Annotated in this window: 10 protein-coding genes and 4 pseudogenes; 5 read left to right on the forward strand and 9 right to left on the reverse strand. The window is 56.7% G+C overall.

What is annotated here, in order from left to right; all coding sequences use genetic code 11:
- Positions 1-62 precede the first annotated feature (62 nt).
- Positions 63-567, forward strand: a pseudogene (folE, locus tag FHT77_RS25410) (GTP cyclohydrolase I).
- Positions 568-1385: 818 nt separating this feature from the next.
- On the opposite strand, the gene FHT77_RS25415 reads toward folE, so the two are convergent.
- From FHT77_RS25415 to FHT77_RS31975, 5 genes and pseudogenes are all read right to left on the reverse strand, one after another.
- The gene (locus FHT77_RS25415) at positions 1386-1625 is read right to left on the reverse strand and encodes a hypothetical protein (protein ID WP_183757593.1); all 240 of its coding nucleotides are present in this window, start codon (positions 1623-1625) and stop codon (positions 1386-1388) included.
- A gap of 424 nt (positions 1626-2049) precedes the next feature.
- Positions 2050-2544, reverse strand: a pseudogene (locus FHT77_RS25420) (ATP-binding protein); the annotation flags it as partial.
- 204 nt (positions 2545-2748) lie between these two features.
- Positions 2749-3072: pseudogene (locus tag FHT77_RS25425) on the reverse strand (helix-turn-helix domain-containing protein); the annotation flags it as partial.
- A 373-nt stretch (positions 3073-3445) separates the two neighbouring features.
- On the reverse strand, positions 3446-5434 hold the full coding sequence (locus FHT77_RS25430; protein WP_183757594.1) for a peptidoglycan-binding domain-containing protein: 1989 nt from the start codon (positions 5432-5434) through the stop codon (positions 3446-3448).
- Positions 5435-5733: 299 nt separating this feature from the next.
- Entirely contained in the window at positions 5734-6225 is a 492-nt protein-coding gene (locus FHT77_RS31975) for a hypothetical protein (protein ID WP_183757595.1), read from the reverse strand.
- 205 nt (positions 6226-6430) lie between these two features.
- On the opposite strand from FHT77_RS31975, the gene FHT77_RS25440 reads away from it, so the two are divergent.
- Positions 6431-8083, forward strand: coding sequence for a hypothetical protein (locus tag FHT77_RS25440; RefSeq protein ID WP_183757596.1), 1653 nt, complete (start codon positions 6431-6433; stop codon positions 8081-8083).
- Between the two features lie 840 nt (positions 8084-8923).
- Here the strand turns inward: FHT77_RS25440 and FHT77_RS25445 are convergent.
- Positions 8924-9139, reverse strand: a complete 216-nt coding sequence (locus FHT77_RS25445) for a hypothetical protein (protein WP_183757597.1) — start codon at positions 9137-9139, stop codon at positions 8924-8926.
- A gap of 291 nt (positions 9140-9430) precedes the next feature.
- Here FHT77_RS25445 and FHT77_RS25450 point away from each other — a divergent pair, with 291 nt between their 5' ends.
- The 3 genes and pseudogenes from FHT77_RS25450 (at position 9431) to FHT77_RS25460 (ending at position 14818) form a co-directional block, all read left to right on the forward strand.
- Positions 9431-10612: an alpha/beta hydrolase gene (locus FHT77_RS25450; protein ID WP_183757598.1), complete on the forward strand. Its 1182-nt coding sequence runs from the start codon at positions 9431-9433 to the stop codon at positions 10610-10612.
- A 13-nt stretch (positions 10613-10625) separates the two neighbouring features.
- Positions 10626-12569 (forward strand): mechanosensitive ion channel family protein, encoded by a 1944-nt coding sequence (locus FHT77_RS25455; RefSeq protein WP_183757600.1) that lies wholly within the window; start codon positions 10626-10628, stop codon positions 12567-12569.
- 1093 nt (positions 12570-13662) lie between these two features.
- A pseudogene (locus FHT77_RS25460) lies at positions 13663-14818 on the forward strand (DUF3422 domain-containing protein).
- Positions 14819-15004: 186 nt separating this feature from the next.
- Here FHT77_RS25460 and FHT77_RS25465 read toward each other — a convergent pair.
- Genes FHT77_RS25465 through FHT77_RS31575 form a run of 3 tightly spaced genes read right to left on the reverse strand, consistent with a single transcriptional unit; the run spans position 15005 to position 16494 of the window.
- The gene (locus tag FHT77_RS25465; RefSeq protein WP_183757602.1) at positions 15005-16051 is read right to left on the reverse strand and encodes a GlxA family transcriptional regulator; all 1047 of its coding nucleotides are present in this window, start codon (positions 16049-16051) and stop codon (positions 15005-15007) included.
- 37 nt (positions 16052-16088) lie between these two features.
- Positions 16089-16253, reverse strand: coding sequence for a hypothetical protein (locus tag FHT77_RS25470; RefSeq protein WP_183757603.1), 165 nt, complete (start codon positions 16251-16253; stop codon positions 16089-16091).
- Entirely contained in the window at positions 16237-16494 is a 258-nt protein-coding gene (locus FHT77_RS31575; RefSeq protein WP_310503294.1) for a hypothetical protein, read from the reverse strand. The genes FHT77_RS25470 and FHT77_RS31575 overlap by 17 nt, the downstream gene beginning before the upstream one ends.
- Positions 16495-16520 lie beyond the last annotated feature (26 nt).

Below are 16520 nucleotides of genomic sequence, written 5' to 3' on the forward strand. Positions count from 1 at the left end.
CATGGAGCGGCTCTTCCCCCGTTAACTGCCCCCTTCCCTTCACCAGCTATGGATCGAAGAATTTGAACCAGATCTTCCGCAACCTCGACGCCACTCCCGTCGATCAGGCTGAAACATTGCCTGTGACACGCGAACAGGCTGAACAAGCCGTTCGCGTGTTCTTGCGGTGGGGAGGCGATAATCCCGACAGGGAGGGCCTTCGCGACACACCTGCTCGTGCGGCGCGAGCCTATAAGGAGATCTTCTCGGGATACCATATCGATCCCGCCACGGAGCTCGCGCGGACGTTCCGCGAGGTCAGCGGGTATCCCGAGATGGTCTTGATCAAGGCGATCCCGTTTCACTCTCATTGCGAGCACCATCTTGTTCCGATCATTGGCCAGGCATTCCATCATGGGCAGTCTCGCTCCGAAAGGAGCGGCCGTCCTTGTCGAAGCGGAGCATCTCTGCATGGCGATGAGAGGAATTCAGAAGCAAAGTGCGTTGGCGATCACCAATGCGTTCGAAGGCGATTTCAAGCTCGATGCGGGCAAGCACGCGCAATTCATGATGGTGGTACGGGCATAGTGCCAAAGCCGCGGTTGCTTCAGGTGCTTACCAGGGTGGGAAGACCAGGTGTTCCAGCACAACTGCCGACGGCAGTCTGGAACCGTGATCTTGCCGGACGAGATTTCAGGTGCGCGAGCAAGGTCGGATCATCATGAGTAGCCCGACCACCTCGAATTGCGGAATGAAAGAGACTCAAGACATCGAGCTTCAATCGGCAGCAATTGCCATTAGCCGGGCAACCGGGCTCTTTTGTACGGTATCGCACGGGACCTTAGTCCGGCTATCCCGGCATATGGCACAGGAGTTATCTTGAGAATGCCCAAGCGTTAACGGACAGTGGAGGCCCCGGGGGGAGATAGCGCCAATCAAGCCCCTCGGGACCTTCTACCTATCCATCAACCCTCGGCCAGACAGACAATCGACGCCCTCGGCGTTGGCTGGCTCTTCGATAACCCGTCTATCCGGCTATTCATGGCTTCCAATGCAACGCTATGAGATTCATGAAATTGAGAATGGCATGTGGGCCGTCGTCGATCACGATACCGGCAAACCGCTCGTGGACAGGAATGGCTTGAGCGAGAGAACCAGGCTGGAGGCTCAGGCGTTGGCTGATTTCCGTAACGGAAGGTGGCATCCGCCTCGGGAACGGGTTACATCGCCGCTTCACTGGATACGCGCAGCCTGGATGCTGCTCAGCGAATTAAGCCGGGGCGGCGGCAGGTCAGGCGGCTAGTGGTTCGCGCTTGACCACTTGGGCGAAACCGTAAGAAGCGATGTTGTGCTAAGCGCACGCGCGCGGAAACACTCAGCTCAGACCCGACGATTATTCATTATCACTATGGAAATTCCTGAACGGCAAGTGGATGCGCTTTCAGCAGCGCCTGTTTGGCCATTTCATCCAACTCTTCCTCCCGTTTGTTCAGAGCTTCCTTTTGATCCTTCCGTTCGCTATGAACCTGGTCGACTATTGGGGGCGGTTGCTCGACAGGCTGGCTGCTCACCATTTGTGCCAGTGAACAAGTGAATGCAATGGTGCAAAGCATCGTCTTCAGAGCAAGCTTCTTGCAGTCCGACATGCGCTCCCTCCATCGCCGTCGTTTTGTTAGTGCTATCACAGTATCAAATTTAAGTCGTCGCTAAAAAGGCTTCCCCTGTTTTTGAAGCATTCGTTGCCAACGCCGAAGCCAATCGCCAGGTTGAATGGAAGCGCATTAGGCCGCGAGGCGGGTGTTGACAAACGCCACCATAAGTCAATGGCTTGGCCACTCGGGGCTGAACGTAACGATGCGCTACGCGCGGGCGATATCGATATGATGCGCCAAGCGCTCGAACAAATCTTTCCCGACGTGATGTCATCGGCAGATCATCGCTTATGATGGCGGGATATTGGGCTGGCTGCGCCGCTTATAGACGCTCAGTTATGTGGAGTGGTATCACGGGAAGATTGCGAGTTGCAGGCTCTTGCGGTGCTGGCTTCACATCTCTTCGCAGTGCACATTAATCAAGGATCAGCAGATTGAGGCGAACCAGCGTCTCAGCGATCTGGCCTGCCTTCCCTTTGGCCTTCTCCTGCTCGAGGACGTTGGCCAATTCGATGGTCGAGAAGAAGCGGATCTTTCGGCGATGATGCTCGATCGCCTGAACGCCGAGGGCGGCGGCACGCGTTTTGCCTGTGCCCGGCCCGCCGATGAGGACAATGTTCTGTGCTCCCTCCACGAATTCGCATGGGGCAGTTGGCGCACCGTCGCCTCGTTGATCTCGCTAGCTCGAAGTCGTATCCGGAGATGTCCTTGTAGGCCGGGAAGCGGCCGCCTTCATGTATTAGGCAATCGAACGGGCCTCACACTCAGCCATCTCGGCTTTCAGCAACTGAAACAGGATCGGCACGGCCGCATCGAACGCTGGGGCTCCTTGCTCGATCAGGTCCGTGGCCGTTTGGGCCATGCCGCTACGCAGCATGATGACGACGGCGGCGCTGGCCGGATCATGACGCATGGCGACCTCCTACGATCCGGACCCGCAGACCGTCATAGCGTTCGACGTTGGCCCTGGGTTCACGCAGCAAGGTCAGCGCCTGTGGCGTGTCGATATCTCGGACCGTCGGTGGTCTTGCCGTGTCTCATCTTGGTTGTCGCGCTGCAGAACACCATAAAGTCCTCTCGCAGACGGGCGGGCCAAACGTTTTTAAACTCCATCCGCGCCTCGCAGCCAGGCACCAAGTGCACTCCGACTAGTGCTCACCTGCCGCTCCGCACACAGACGCTCGACCATTTCATCGAGCGGTCACGTCCTTGCGATAATCGATCATCTCGACGATGAAATCCTCTCGTGTGCATCCAAGCTTGAGGACCTTCGCCAACCCTGCGGCCGTGATGTCGGTTCACTACCGCTGGCTCTTGCGATCCAGCGGATTGCCGTCGAAATCCTAATCCCAAACCGGGCGGCAGGCTGGCGTGCCGACATGCCTGCCGCAGACGCCTTCAATACGCGTAACCGAAGATCATCGCTCAGTGCTCGTGCTATCATCCACCTTTTCGTTGTCGATGTTGAATAAGCTTCGCCGCGCCACGTCACCTCACACAATCGATTCATCGATCACAGGACCTGCTGTAGTCGACTTCCCGACCCTCGGATCGCAATCCTCTGTCATCTGCCAGGGACCCTTGCCAGGCGCAGGAGCCTCCCCGATTGTCCCGCTCATAAAGCGAACAACGTCTGAATGAGGGCTGCCGGAGAGTCTCGGCCGTCATCGATTGTGTTCCAGTGGCACCGTCTCAATCGAGGTGGGTGGGTTTCAGGATGGCACTATGTTTCGGCGCTGACGCCCGACCGGTGTTCACCTTTCACAAAAGCCGCATTGCAGTAGATCCTCCTGCCAATGACGGAGCGTATCGTGCTATCCCAACACTTCGTCGCCAGGCATGACGGCTGTAACGAACCGATAGGAGTGATTCGCAAGGTAACGAGGATCGGCCTTTATCATCTGCACGAATTTCCGGTGGCCATCCTTTGTACGCCCAACCAAGCAACCTGCGCTCGTCCGACCAAGGTCGTCTTTCGGAGCGTCGTAGCCCCAGTGCTGGTTGATGGCGAACAGTCCGGTATCCAGCTGATCTCCCGTTCGCTTGAAATCCTTGTTCAGGTCGCGACACACGGTAACCGGCTCAACCTGAACTAGGGCCTCGTGCGCAGAAGCCGAATTGGGACGATGCGTACCGACCACCCACGCCTTATATTGGTTGAAGGCAATCCGAGCGGCACCCATAGGGTTCATTGGGTTCACCGTCCAAAATTTGCCAGGCTCCGTGGTCCCGTCCCATATCGCATTCTGGAGGTTTAGCCGTCCGTCCTCTCCTACCGAGAAAACGATACGGATATCGTTGAATTTGTTGGGGGCGTCGTCGTTCAACGTACCGTCCGGGTTTACGCCTTCCAGATACACAATGTTCTTGCAGTCGGGATGCCGACATATGAAATATTTCTTGCCCCGCATATAGCCGATAACCTTGTCGAACCAGGTCCCGCTCGTAGCAATCTCGGGAAGCATATTTGATGGAGAGACCAGGCGATCCGCCACCGCTCGCGTGAACCCGTCCCTCAGTGACACATTGTTGCTTTGGCAGAACTCGGACAAAGCCCACGTTGATACCGGGCCGAAACTTCCGTCTGCGGGAGGATCGAGGTAGCCTAGCTCAGATAGCCGCCATTGGACCGCCTTTGCCAACGGGGTATAACGGCTCATCTCAGAAAGATCGATGGGCGTGCCATCGAATTGGGCGAGCGCCTTCGAGGCGTCACTTCCTATTAGAGGCGCCGCCGCAACGTCAGCTGGCTTCCTGTAGCGCTCCGGTTGGATGTGCTCCTGGATGTAACTGTTGAGCCAGTTCCGGTAAGCTTGAGTTGCGTTTCCCCCGGCCGCGTCGATAAACCGCTGCGCCTTGGCCGCCCCTACTTGCGTCGCTAGGTCGCTAAATGTGTACCCCGTGCTTCCGCGCAAAAATGAACAAGCACCTCCCAACCCTTCGTGGTGAGCAAGATATATGAACTGAGCTTTCTCGTCGTCACCTGTTTCCTCGTCGACAAGTCCGTTTGCAATTAGTGACTTCAGGTTCGCAGCGCCGTACTCCGCTGCAGCGACTATCGACATCTCGGGATCAAACCGTAGTCTCAGGAGATTGTCTTCATCGCCCGGGGAGACTGCGTTTCCGTTTGTGATAAGACCTTTGGCTCTCGCGCGTTCGTTCAAATAGGTCCCGTTCTTTTTGGCCTCGCCAAGCCATGTCGCGGCAAGGAATTGGGTCAACCCGGCTGCCGAGCTTGTCGACGCTTTGCTATTTCGGTCCCATTCACCATTTGACAGTTTGGCAGCCTCAGCGTTGATCACTGCCGCGAGGGCAGCTGCATCAATTTCGGTGCGTTCTTCTGCAAGAAGCAAGTGTGGCCGGTAAACGTCGTTCACTCCCAAGACAAGTTCCCCAACGGCTTCTGGCTTGGCTGGCGCTTCGATCTTGGGCCCCGTTGGCGCGACCACGGTACTGGTGTCCACCCAGCCCGATTGCACCGTTCCGTCGTCGACCAGAACGTCCACTTTTTGCCACGGTGTTAAGGTCAGCTTTACCCTTGAGATGGACCCATTGACAGTTTTCGATTGGCCCTCCGGCTCATCGAAAAGTACAATTGGTATCCCTTCCGACTTTTTCAGAATGTCGGAGTGAACCCATCCGAGAACCTGCCTTCCGTCACGAAGAAGAGCGATCTTCATCCACGGTCCTATTTCCCGGAGGCCTGAGACTTTCTCACCTTCGAGGAGCGAAGCGACATTAATCGACGCATCATCAGGATCTGGTCGCAAATTTGTTGCTTGGGAAAGTGTATAGTCAACCATAACCATCCCCCCGGGCGCCCATAAGGGGACCCAAGTCGTGTCTATTCACACTCGATATGGTACTTTTTACAACTTACTCGCACCGGTTATTATTGTCATCCAGAATTAGTTTCGATTACTTCATTATGTGCTTGCACAACCATGCGAAAAAGTAGGTTCTCGGCAGATCCGTTAATCGACAAGCTTATGATGATTTGCGCTAGTCGCTTAACCCCACTGTAAAGGCGGAATTGATACCAGGATCCGCGGCCTGGCATTCGTCGGATTAGGCCACGGACGAAACCAGCATTGCGTTGGCTTCACAATGTCAGTGTCAACTGCTGCATGGTACCTGCGGTCCAGGGCTCCAGCGAAGACATGGTCAGTCCTAGCAGTCGAACTCCTTTACGTGTCGGAAATGCGCTTTCCAGGAGCGCGGCAATAGTTTCTTCGATCGCCGCTGGCGATTGGAAGCCCTGTGCTATGCTCTTGGAGCGCGTGATCTGGTTGAAATCTGAATACTTCACCTTCAGTGTCAGGGTCTTTCCCGAGATGCTGTTCGCCTCGCAATAGCGCCAGACCTTGGCGATCAATGGCTTCACGCCTTCCAGTGCAAGCTCGTAGGAGTGGCTGGTCGCGTTATTCTTTTGGTTTTGAACGTGATAGTTGAAGACTTGCCAGGGAAAAATTCCGGGTGAGTAAGGACCTGAATTATGACCTGCCCTTTGCGAATGACGGATTGGGCTCTTGACGCAATTCGCGGCTGCAACCGAGCTCACGATTGAGCAAAGATAGGTCGTGATTGAGTTCATCGCACCAATCGGGCTCGGTCGAGAGCTGGCTCAGGAAACTTGGACAGCATGGATAAGTGGAATTTCTGACTGACTTCGGCTTAGATGCGGGAACAGGAGATACCATGACGAGACGACCGCGCCGCAACATAGCCCGGCCTTCAAGGTGGCGCTTGCGCCATCAGGGGTGAATAGACGCTGGTGGAATTATCTCTAGTAGTTCGACGTGCACGCCAATCAAATCAAGCAGTGGAAGGAGGAGCTCCTTGAGGGGCGACAGGCATTTTCGGCGATTCCCTTGCGAGAGCGAAATGTCTGCTGTCTTGCAGAATTCGGCGGGCGTAAGACTGAGATTGATAGCGAGGATGAAACTAGGGGCGGTCCAAAGATGCGTTGGCCATATCATTCGCCTACCAAAGGTTTTCCGCTAAGTAAGCCAAACGTTGAAATCGAAAAAAACGAAGATAAATGCTTAATTGGTGCCGATTTTCACAGGGTGAAGGCAATGCACCGCTCGCTGCTGTACCTAATTCTCATAAGTAAAATCCCTTTTGTCACCCTCCTGCCGGGACAAGTTGTCGCGGAGGATTCGTCTTCGAGCGTTTCCGATAAAATACTTTCGAATGAAACGCCGGTAGAAGAAATATCGGGCTTTCCCGACTACATCGAATTGCCAGAACTATGGGCGACACGTATGCGGGAATTGTTTGCGCTGACAAAAAGTGAAGGCCGGGAGTTTTCTTCCTGTATGGGTTTCGACGCGGCCAATGGCGTGTGGACAGCTGGTCCTGCGCTGGCGGGCTCCAAAACAACAAGCTCGTTCATTCAGGATTCCGTCAATTGTACCGGCAAACAAATCGCTGATGTCCATACTCACCCTGTTTCCAGCGCGCTACCATCGGAGATGGATTTTCGGCACGCACTTGGCTACGAGAGCTTAGTCTCAAGCTTTTCGGTATATCTGAACGAAACTTGTGGACTCATTAAATCCACGTCGGCAATTGGTATCCCCCCTGTTCAGGGCGTGATCGAGTATGGGATTGGCGAAGCCGCTTGGTCTATGGCGAATCCGCCCAAACGGGACGTTTCGGCTTCGGTAATTGCTGCCGCAGCTTCCAAAGTCGAGATGGCACTATATTGCGGGGATATAGGTGGTCGACTTAACCGGGTTGAGGCGATGCCGGGTCTCAAATTCGCGGACCCGTTATTTGTCATCCTGGCAAAGGGGGTTGTGCTATCGATGGGATACCATCTCAACCTTGAACAAACGCTCGACTACTCAACTGAGTTGGACGAAGGATTTAGGAAAAGCCTTTTCGATGCTAAATGGCTAAGTGCTTCCCAAGCCGAGGTAGCTTTACGAGCTTCTCCGAAAGTGATGTATGGGAATTTGCTGACAGCGGCCATGTACAGCGACGTGAAAATTGGGATTGGCGCGGGTACGACCATTCCAGATATTCGAGATGACACACCGAAAACCTCATACTTGTCGTCGTGCTATGTCGGCAAGCGTGGAAAGGAGTGCAGAGTTGTCGAGCTGTTTGGGACAGCACTAAAGTCCAAGTTACTTCGCAACTTGGCCTTTTACGATCCCGACACGGGCAATCACTTAACAGTGCTGAAGTCAGGTAGCGGCTGGATTCTTCGAAAGACAAGGGTGGGGGAGTTCACCTACCTGGGTGAGTGTAAATTTGTCGGTCGAGACTGCGAAATTGACGGCAAAGGTGTAATGGCTACAGACGAAGGCGTGCAGTTTGAGGGTGTTTTTGAAAATGGGCACGCGACTGGGATTGGTACAGCAACATACAGAGCGAGCGGCGAAGTTTGGAAAGTCAAAGCCAGCGAGAGCGGGTACTCGAAGCTGGAGCGCATTCACTGACCTGACGGACGACAGGCCTGCCACACGGGCATCACTTGGCGGTATTCTCGTTGACACGTCGTAGGGGGATCCATCTACAGGAGCGCGATGCCCCTCTCTCGGTCAAGCGGACAGAGAAACTAAAAGATGCAGAACGAAGCTGCTTTCGCGAAACTCGAGTAATGCCCGAGACCGCCGGGGTGAGGGTGATTTGCCGGACATCGACGTCGGAAGCATTTCCTTTACCCCTGTTGTCACATCGCTGAGCTGGTGTTTTCTCCCTATGCTTTGACTTGTGCTGGTCGATGTCGAGGGGACCTAATAATGACAAGTGCAAAGACAGGCGAGATGGTCGTTCCGACTCCATCTGGAAGTGCTGAACCAGTTGGACCGCATTCCCGAGGGCGCCTGGCGATTCCTCACCCATCGTGACAGACACGCTTGCGGGCCGTTCGCAGTATCTCAAGGCCTACACCATCGCTGAGGTCGTCTTTGGACGGACCAATTTCGATGCCCAGAACGGTTAGGCTGTCCGAATGGAGGCGGGCCGAATTCGCCGCGAACGCGAGCGATTTCACCTCATGGCGGGGCCTGGCGAACCTGTTGTCATCACGATCCCGAGGGCGGGAACGTCCCAACGTTCAAACTGGCTCGCGCCGGCTTGACGATGCGATCGAAGGCGCGCCGACGCTCTCCTCGCCCTCAAGTCTTGTCGGATCCTGCGCCGAACGAAGCGGCCGTTGTGGCCGAGCGCAAAGAAGGCGCGGTTCAAGCGCTGGGACGTCGCTGGGACGTCAACAGTGGCAGCGATGATGGCAACTGGCATTTTTGTTGAAGTCAGGCAGCCGGCAAAAGATACAGTCATCGATGGGACTGCCAATGATCGTTGTCGACCGCTTCCAGGATGTTGCCGGAACCTCCACGATCTCGGACGGCGTCACCGGGGAAGTGATTTCGAAGCTGGTAAAGTTCAAGGAAATCCTTGTCGTCGATGGAGGCGCCGCCCACGAGGAATCGGTTGCTGTCCGGAACGCCCGTTTTGCGCTTCAGGGAAGCGTTCGGCGAGACGGCGATCACGTTCCATCCCTGCGCTCATGCCATCGATCAAGCGCGAAGTTTCGATGCGTCTGGCACGTCCGGAAGACAGGGAGCGGATCCTCGCGGGACTGCGCGCTGCCGGCGCCGAATTGTCGGGGGGCTGGCCGACCATGACCAATTAGCCACCGCATGGGGTGACAGGCGTGGCAATTCCGCACATGGTGGCTGCCACGTCGACAGATACTACATGATGTTACACGCCTAGACATGCGCTAGCTGGTAGCCTCCAGCTGAAACGCCCCTCATCCGGGCGACAGCTGGAACACGTGCATGCCAAAGCGTCTCATTCCTCTCCTTCTCCTCCTCTCCGTGACGGGCTGTGGACATCCAGACGGCGTCATGACGCCGATTCCTCTCCCCGCCTCCTCGTCCCCGATCTCCAAGGTGGCAATGCTGGTCGCGACTACACGCGAGTCACCCGGCGATCCTGCCACGCTGTTTAACGGCTCGCTCCCGCCAAAGCGTGAGCCTGGTACGGTGCAGGGGCCTAGGCGCCTGCCACCGGACCCGGCAACGGATTTTGCCGTAACCGAAGTCCAGCAGATAGACACGATTGCGAAGGAACGAGCATGGTTGGCGCAGCATGTGGACGGGGGCCATGCGCTGGTGTTTATTCACGGCTTCGACAATACCTACGAGGATTCCGTCTTCCGGCCGGTCCAGATCGTGCACGACAGCAAGATGCAGGCGACACCCGTCCTGTTCACCTGGCCCACGCGTGGTGAGATCACGGCCTATCAGCATTACAAGGAAAGCACGAACTATTCGCGCACCGGGCTGGAGCAGGCGCACCGCACGCTCGCCGCTGACCCAAATGTCAAGGATATCACCATCATGGCCCCTTCGATGGGAACATGGCTCGCTATGAAGTCCCTGCGTCGGATGGGCATACGAGGCGGCCAGGTGAATACGAAGATCGACAAGGTGATCCTTGCCTCGCCGGATATTGATATCCAGGTGATTGCCAAACAGTTCATGGAAATGGGGGAGCCGCGTCCGAAGTTCACGATCTTCGTCTCGCAGGATGACAAAGCGCTTGCCGTCTCGAGTTTCATCACCGGCCACGTGTCTCGTCTCGGCGCGATAAATCCGGCAGAAGAGCCCTACCGGTTCGAGCTGGAAAAGGCCGACATAACCGCAATTGATCGAACAAAGGTAAAGACCGAGGACGGGCTCAATCACGCCAAGTTTGCCGAAAGCAGCCCGGAAATCGTCCAGCTCATCGGCCAACGCCTGATGACTGGCCAGACACTGACCGGTTCAAACGTCACCCTCGGACAGGGCATCACAGCCGTCGTTGGCGGGACCGTCTCGAGCGTTGGCACGGTCGCGGCCACCGCTGTCGCGGCTCCGGCGATGATCATCGAGCAACCGCTTGCAAAACGAAGAAAGCCAGTGCCTGCCGACGAGACGCTTGGGGGTGACCTGAAGCCGCAGACGCTTACGCAATAGGAAGGGTATCAGCATGAAATGGTTATTGTCTCTCATCGCCGGCCTTTCCATCGCGTTCAACGCAATGGCGCAATCGCCCGCCCCCGCCCCCGCCCCCGTCGCGGAACAGAAGATCGACGAGCTTGTGCGCCTGCTTCAGGATCCTGAGGTTCAGACCTGGCTGAAAAGCCGCAAAGGCGTCGGCACGGAAGGTGCAAGACCGACTTCCCCGCCACACACCTCCAGCCTGGCCCGCTGGGAGACAGCGGCGCGGACACGCGTTCATGAAATTGTCACGGCGATACCAGCCATTCCGTCAGAAATCGCTGCAGCGGCTCTCCGGACACGGCATGATGCAGCGAGCCGGGGCTATGCACCGGTGTTTTTCATTTTCGCCGGATTAATCCTTCTCGGGCTTCTCGCAGAGGGTCTTTACCGCAGATTTGTCGGGTCCCGCGACACGCTCGCCGGACGGCTGGCGCCAATCGGCATCTTCACCGGCGCTATGGCCATCGTGTTCTTCGCGGTGGAATGGCCACCGCTGGCCCGCATCACCCTGCTTGCCTATCTCTCGGCGTTCATCCTATTTCGCCTGGCGATCGCCTGTCTGTCAGCAGCCGATATCACACGCTCACTGCGCACAAGGTTGGCGGTCCTCATCGGGATCATCTGCCTGTCGGTTGCAACGGCGGCGGTCGGTGAGCCGCTTGGCGTCCCGCTCACCGTCACCGACGCGATCAGCTACTGCTTCTCCTCCATCATATTGCTCCTTGCGATCGAGGCGGTGTGGGCCACCTCGCAGCGGCCCCGCGCATGGAAAGCGGCCTTTGCAGCCTTCATCGTTACACTATGGCTTGTCTGGAGCCTCGACATGCGTGGTCTCTTCTGGATCGGGATCTACGCGCTCATTCTTCCAGGTGTCCTTAATACAGTCGGGCGTATCGCGGGCACCTTCGTAGCCGACCCGGCCAGTCTTCGCGGCATCCTGCTCGTACGAGGCGCAAGGGCAGCTGTCATCGCGCTCGCCGTCGCATGGCTGGCGCTGGTGTGGGAATTCAATCCCGATACGCTGGGTCAGCGTGATCCGGTCATCGTTGCCCTGTTCTACGGTGGCCTTAAAAGCGTCCTGATCCTCGTCTGCGCCGATCTTGTCTGGCAACTGGCCAAAGGCTGGATCGACCGGACACTACGCGTAGCAACGGATACGACCTTGCTTGTGCCGGCCGATGCGGCCCGCCGGGCCCGGTTTCGGACGCTGCTTCCGATCTTTCGCAATGCCCTGGCCGTCATTGTTGCCGTCATGGCGGCCCTGATTGTTCTGGCCGAGCTCGGCGTGCAGATCGGGCCACTAATCGCGGGAGCCGGCATCTTCGGTGTCGCGATCGGCTTTGGTTCGCAAACCCTTGTCAAGGATATCATCAGCGGCGTGTTCTACATGCTCGACGACGCCTTCCGGGTTGGCGAATACATCCAGGCCAAGGATTACAAGGGAACCGTCGAAGGCTTCAGCCTGCGCTCCGTCCGGCTGCGCCATCATCGCGGGCCAGTATTCACAGTGCCCTTCGGTGAACTCGGCGCTGTCGAGAACATGAGCCGCGATTGGGTCATCGACAAGTTCAGGATTACCGTCGGCTTCAACACCGATATCGAGAATGCGCGAAAGTTGACTAAGAAAGTCGGAGCCGAATTGAAGGACGATCCGGAACTCGGAAAACTCTTCATCGAGCCCCTGAAAATGAAGGGCGTCGAGGACTTTGCCGACTATGGCATCGTCCTTAGCTTCGCTATGACGACCGTTCCCGGCATGCAAACCTATATCCGCCGCAAGGCCTACGCCAAGATTCGGGAGGTCTTCCTGTCAAACGGGATCTCGTTCGCCCAGCCGACAGTGCAGGTCGGAGGCGACGACAAGGGCGGCGGCGCGGCGGCCGCCCAGGCAATCCGGGCCCAGCAGGCTGGCGATGCTCCAGTCGAGTGAGGAGCGCTGTGGAATGATCGCTGGCAACGATCGGCCAGAAAGCAGTCTGGCTACAGGTTGTGCGCCTTTCGCGTGACACGTCGACACATCGTCTGGATTGTCGTCCGGCTTGGCACAGTGACGCTAAGGGGTCGCGCCAGTGGTCGCTAGCGCGACCACTGCATCCGATCCTACACGTTTTCAGGACCTGCGATGAGTGCGGCAATCGAGATCGCCGGCTCTCGGTCCGCGTAGTCGTTAATATAGCCTTCTAGCAATAGCACCGGACCGAGCAATCTTTTCGGAATTATCAAGATCTGGATGGCAGACATTGCCGTGTCAATGGAAGCGACAGTCGAAGCAAAAGCCGAAATCGCGCCCTATGTTCGTGATCATTGAAGCTTTCAGGATCCAACATGAAGCCCTCCTTTAGGTGCCGCTGAGGAGGAGGAAACATCGAAGAGCCATCAAGTCCAGTCTGATGACCGCACATGCAGTGACCGTTCTCCGCTCCATCTGTGGGACACGCCTCGACGACAAAATCGGCGAACCTCAAGCCGAACCGACGATCATGCGATGTCTCCGTCATAAAGGCTGCGTGACCAACCGGCTTCTGACAGGCAATATCCGCCCTTCAGCACCTTGCAGGAGCTCGAAGCCTGGGGGCAACCTCCATCAGAAATCCTAATGGAGGATACCGTATTGGATGATCCCCTTCCCGATCTGATCGCATCTCTTCGTCTCGCCCGAGACCTGGCTGAAAACGAGATCGGGAGTGAGGTTCTTTGTTTTTTTGATCACGCAATCAATGAAGTGAGGTGGAGGTTGCGCGAAGGACCTCTGCCGCGGTTCAAAAGCAGGCCAGCGGCGCGATCGCGTATCAGGATTTTTCGTCGTCGCATGGCAGACACAGTAAGGTCAATTCATCCCCGCTGCACGACAACACTTTCCAACAGCCCTGGTTTTCCGTAGTCTACCTTTTTCTTTCACGCGAAAGCCACCATCGATGTCGGGGAGCCGAACGAGAGTGATTTCAAAGTCCCAGAAGGAGTTGGGCCTTGGTTCATCCAGCAAGGAAGATACCGACGAATCCTTAAGAAGCGACCGCGCACCCATCGACTTCAATGCAGAACTTCACGCGCGGCCTTCTCTATACTTTGCTGGCCCAGCGATCGTCGAGCATGTTGCCTTCATGCCTGCAGATGGGATAATCAAAGACTTTCACGACAGCGTCCAGGCAGATCTCTGTCCGGCTCGAGCATCACACCGAATTCGTCACGGTGACGCGTGCGGAAGCTTGCTGCCGAGGCGAAGACCTGGCCCGAATCTGATCTTGCAGAGACAGATTTCGCGGCCCTCGCCGGGCTAGCGTCTCCTCGCCTCGTTTGCCATGTCAGTATTCTCGTCATGCCGGAGGCTCCGGCCGATCTCGGGCCTATTCTTCGGACCTTTGACTTCGGAGACACCGCCGCCTCTTTGATCGGCGGCGGCTCTGCCCAGATTTGCTCCGATTTTAGAATTCGACCGGCTCATTTGAGCAGGATCCCTCTTTTCAACAAGGATCTCAATGCGCACCGGCTAGGGCGGATGTTACGGCGGATCTTTGAGATCGAGACCTACCGTGCCATGGCGCTACTCGGCCCTCCTGAAGCGCGGCGGCTCGCTCCCGTACTTGGTGGCTACGATACCAAGCTTGTGGAGCTCACGAAGCGCAACCTGATGACTCCGGCGGCCGACCACAAGCGGGTCCTTGAGGACATCACGATACTGTCCTCGCACATTATTTCGGCCACGGCAGAGACTCGCAACCGGTTCGGAGCAACCGGAGCATACGCCAAGATTGTAGAGGAACGGATCGCGCTGCTCCGGGAGACACATGTCCCGGGCTTTCAGTGCTTCGGCACGTTCGTCGAAAGGCGGCTCAAAAGCCTGCGGTCAGAACATGCGAGGCAACTGCCCTTCGGCTGGAACAGCTCTCACGCGCCACGATGCACCTGCTCGACCTGCTGCAGACACGCATCCAGGTCGAGATCGAGTATCAAAACGCCACTCAAATCCAGGCCATGGCGGATCACGCTGCCACGCAGGTCAAAATCCAGCGCACTGTGGAAGGGTTCTCGATCATAGCGATCAGCTACTATCTGAAGTTCGTGTTCGAGACCGCTGACCACGCAGGCTATCATTTCAGTCCGGTCATCATGCTGGTTTCGATCCCGATCGTCATGGCTGCCGTCGCCGTTACGATACTTCGCGTCAAGCATGCCCTGTAGGCAGAGGCGTAGGGCCGCGGCTACAATCGGAAACCTCGCAGCGATAAGGACGGCAATGGGGTTCGTCAATTGACAGACGAACCCCACAACCTATGTCTCGGCTTTCTCATCCTCGGACCAATTCAAACTAAAATTGTCTGGTAAAACTTGGTTGCGACACACCAGCAAGAGCCTGGCGCTACCCGATCACGTGCGGTTGATTTCAGCTGTCGTCCGTCGAAGCGCAGCAGCACCTATATTTTCTGCGCGAACAGTCTCCAGCCTGAGGTTTTTTCGAACTGTCGCGGGGGGATTTCCAAAGCATTCCCGGAACTTCCGAATGAAATGCGAAGAATTCTCAAATCCCGACATGACCGCTATCTCAGCCAATGGCAGGGTTGTTGTCTTCACCAGTCGCATCGCCGCGTCTAGCCGAACCCTTAGATAAGCCGAAGCGGGCGAGACTCCGAGTTTGGTTCTGAACGACCTTTCTAGTTGCCTGCGCGACAGCCCCGTCTGACTGGCGATATCCTCGATTTCCAGGAGGTCCTCCAGATGTTGCTCCATGATCAGCAACGCCATCTCGACGCGCTTGTCATCGGCTCTTTGGCCGAGCGGGTTGCGGGTTTGCATTTCTCTTGCGTCCCGGCGTCTGGCGATCTGGAGGATTTCCAGCGCATTCCGCTCGGCGAATTCCCCGACATGGCGGTTCAACAAAAATGCCGCGAGGTCTGCAGCGCTGCTGCCGCCTGCACAAGTAATGATATTGTCATCCTCCACGAAAAGTTCGTGCGATGTTACGGGAGTATCGGGGAATAATTCGCGAAACTCGTTATGATGCAGCCAGCTGACACAGGCCGTCCTTCCTTTCAGCAAGCCAGCATCGGCCAAGATAAAGCTGCCGGTGCAGAGCCCGATTACAGGAACTCCATCTTCGACAGCCCCACGTAAGTACCGAATGGTATCAACGTCCAACGCTTCCGCGTCGGTAAGTCGGCCCCCCACGACCACGATGTAGGTGAATTCCGTTGCGGGCCTCAACAGCGCCGTCGGCACCACCTGCACGCCAGAACTGGACGTTGCGAACCGCCGGTCGGAACTCATTACCAGCCAATCGCACGCCACCCGCCCGGACTTGTCCTTTTCGTCGCTCCCCAGTCGGAGAGTGTCGACAAACAACGAAAACGCGCTCAGCGTAAAGTTCCTTGCCAACAGAAATCCAATTTTCAATTTAGCCGATTTGCTGCCGTCCATACCACTCGACCGTCCTCATCTTGCGAGAGGCCAAATCTTATACCAGCAGGTGCAGTGTCACCATATATCCTGCGTTATTGGGCAGCAGGTTCATTGGCATTTGCTCATCAAGCGGTCCTGAAAGCCAGCTGCAGATCTTCAGTTGCATGCTCTTGCCTTCGGCCGCGCGGCGACTATCGGCGGGATTAGCAGCGGCGACCACGCAACAACCATTTCCCGCCCGCTCGCCGGATGCGGTTGCGGCACAATGTGGCCTCTCGGGGTCCGGCGAGCACAGCTGTGAAATCAGGCAGGTTTCGGCGTGAGAGCCGGTCCAGGCCAAGCGAAGCACGGATCCTTTGGATGGTCGTAGCATCGGCGTTGTCACCTGCTATGACGACGGTTGGATCGTCTGGGCTCAATCGCAAGAGCAGAAACACCACGATCGAGGCCACAGCTATCACCGGATGAAACCATCAAGCCTCTTCAG

Origin of the sequence: Rhizobium sp. BK181 (assembly GCF_014193305.1) — a bacterium.
Classification (GTDB): Bacteria; Pseudomonadota; Alphaproteobacteria; order Rhizobiales; family Rhizobiaceae; genus Rhizobium.

Excerpts from the sequence above, each read along its gene's own strand:
- FHT77_RS25415 (WP_183757593.1), bottom strand. The coding sequence starts at position 1,625 with ATGTCGGACTGCAAGAAGCTTGCTCTGAAGACGATGCTTTGCACCATT.
- FHT77_RS25430 (WP_183757594.1), bottom strand. The coding sequence starts at position 5,434 with ATGGTTGACTATACACTTTCCCAAGCAACAAATTTGCGACCAGATCCT.
- FHT77_RS31975 (WP_183757595.1), bottom strand. The coding sequence starts at position 6,225 with ATGAACTCAATCACGACCTATCTTTGCTCAATCGTGAGCTCGGTTGCA.
- FHT77_RS25450 (WP_183757598.1), top strand. The coding sequence starts at position 9,431 with ATGCCAAAGCGTCTCATTCCTCTCCTTCTCCTCCTCTCCGTGACGGGC.
- FHT77_RS25455 (WP_183757600.1), top strand. The coding sequence starts at position 10,626 with ATGAAATGGTTATTGTCTCTCATCGCCGGCCTTTCCATCGCGTTCAAC.
- FHT77_RS25465 (WP_183757602.1), bottom strand. The coding sequence starts at position 16,051 with ATGGACGGCAGCAAATCGGCTAAATTGAAAATTGGATTTCTGTTGGCA.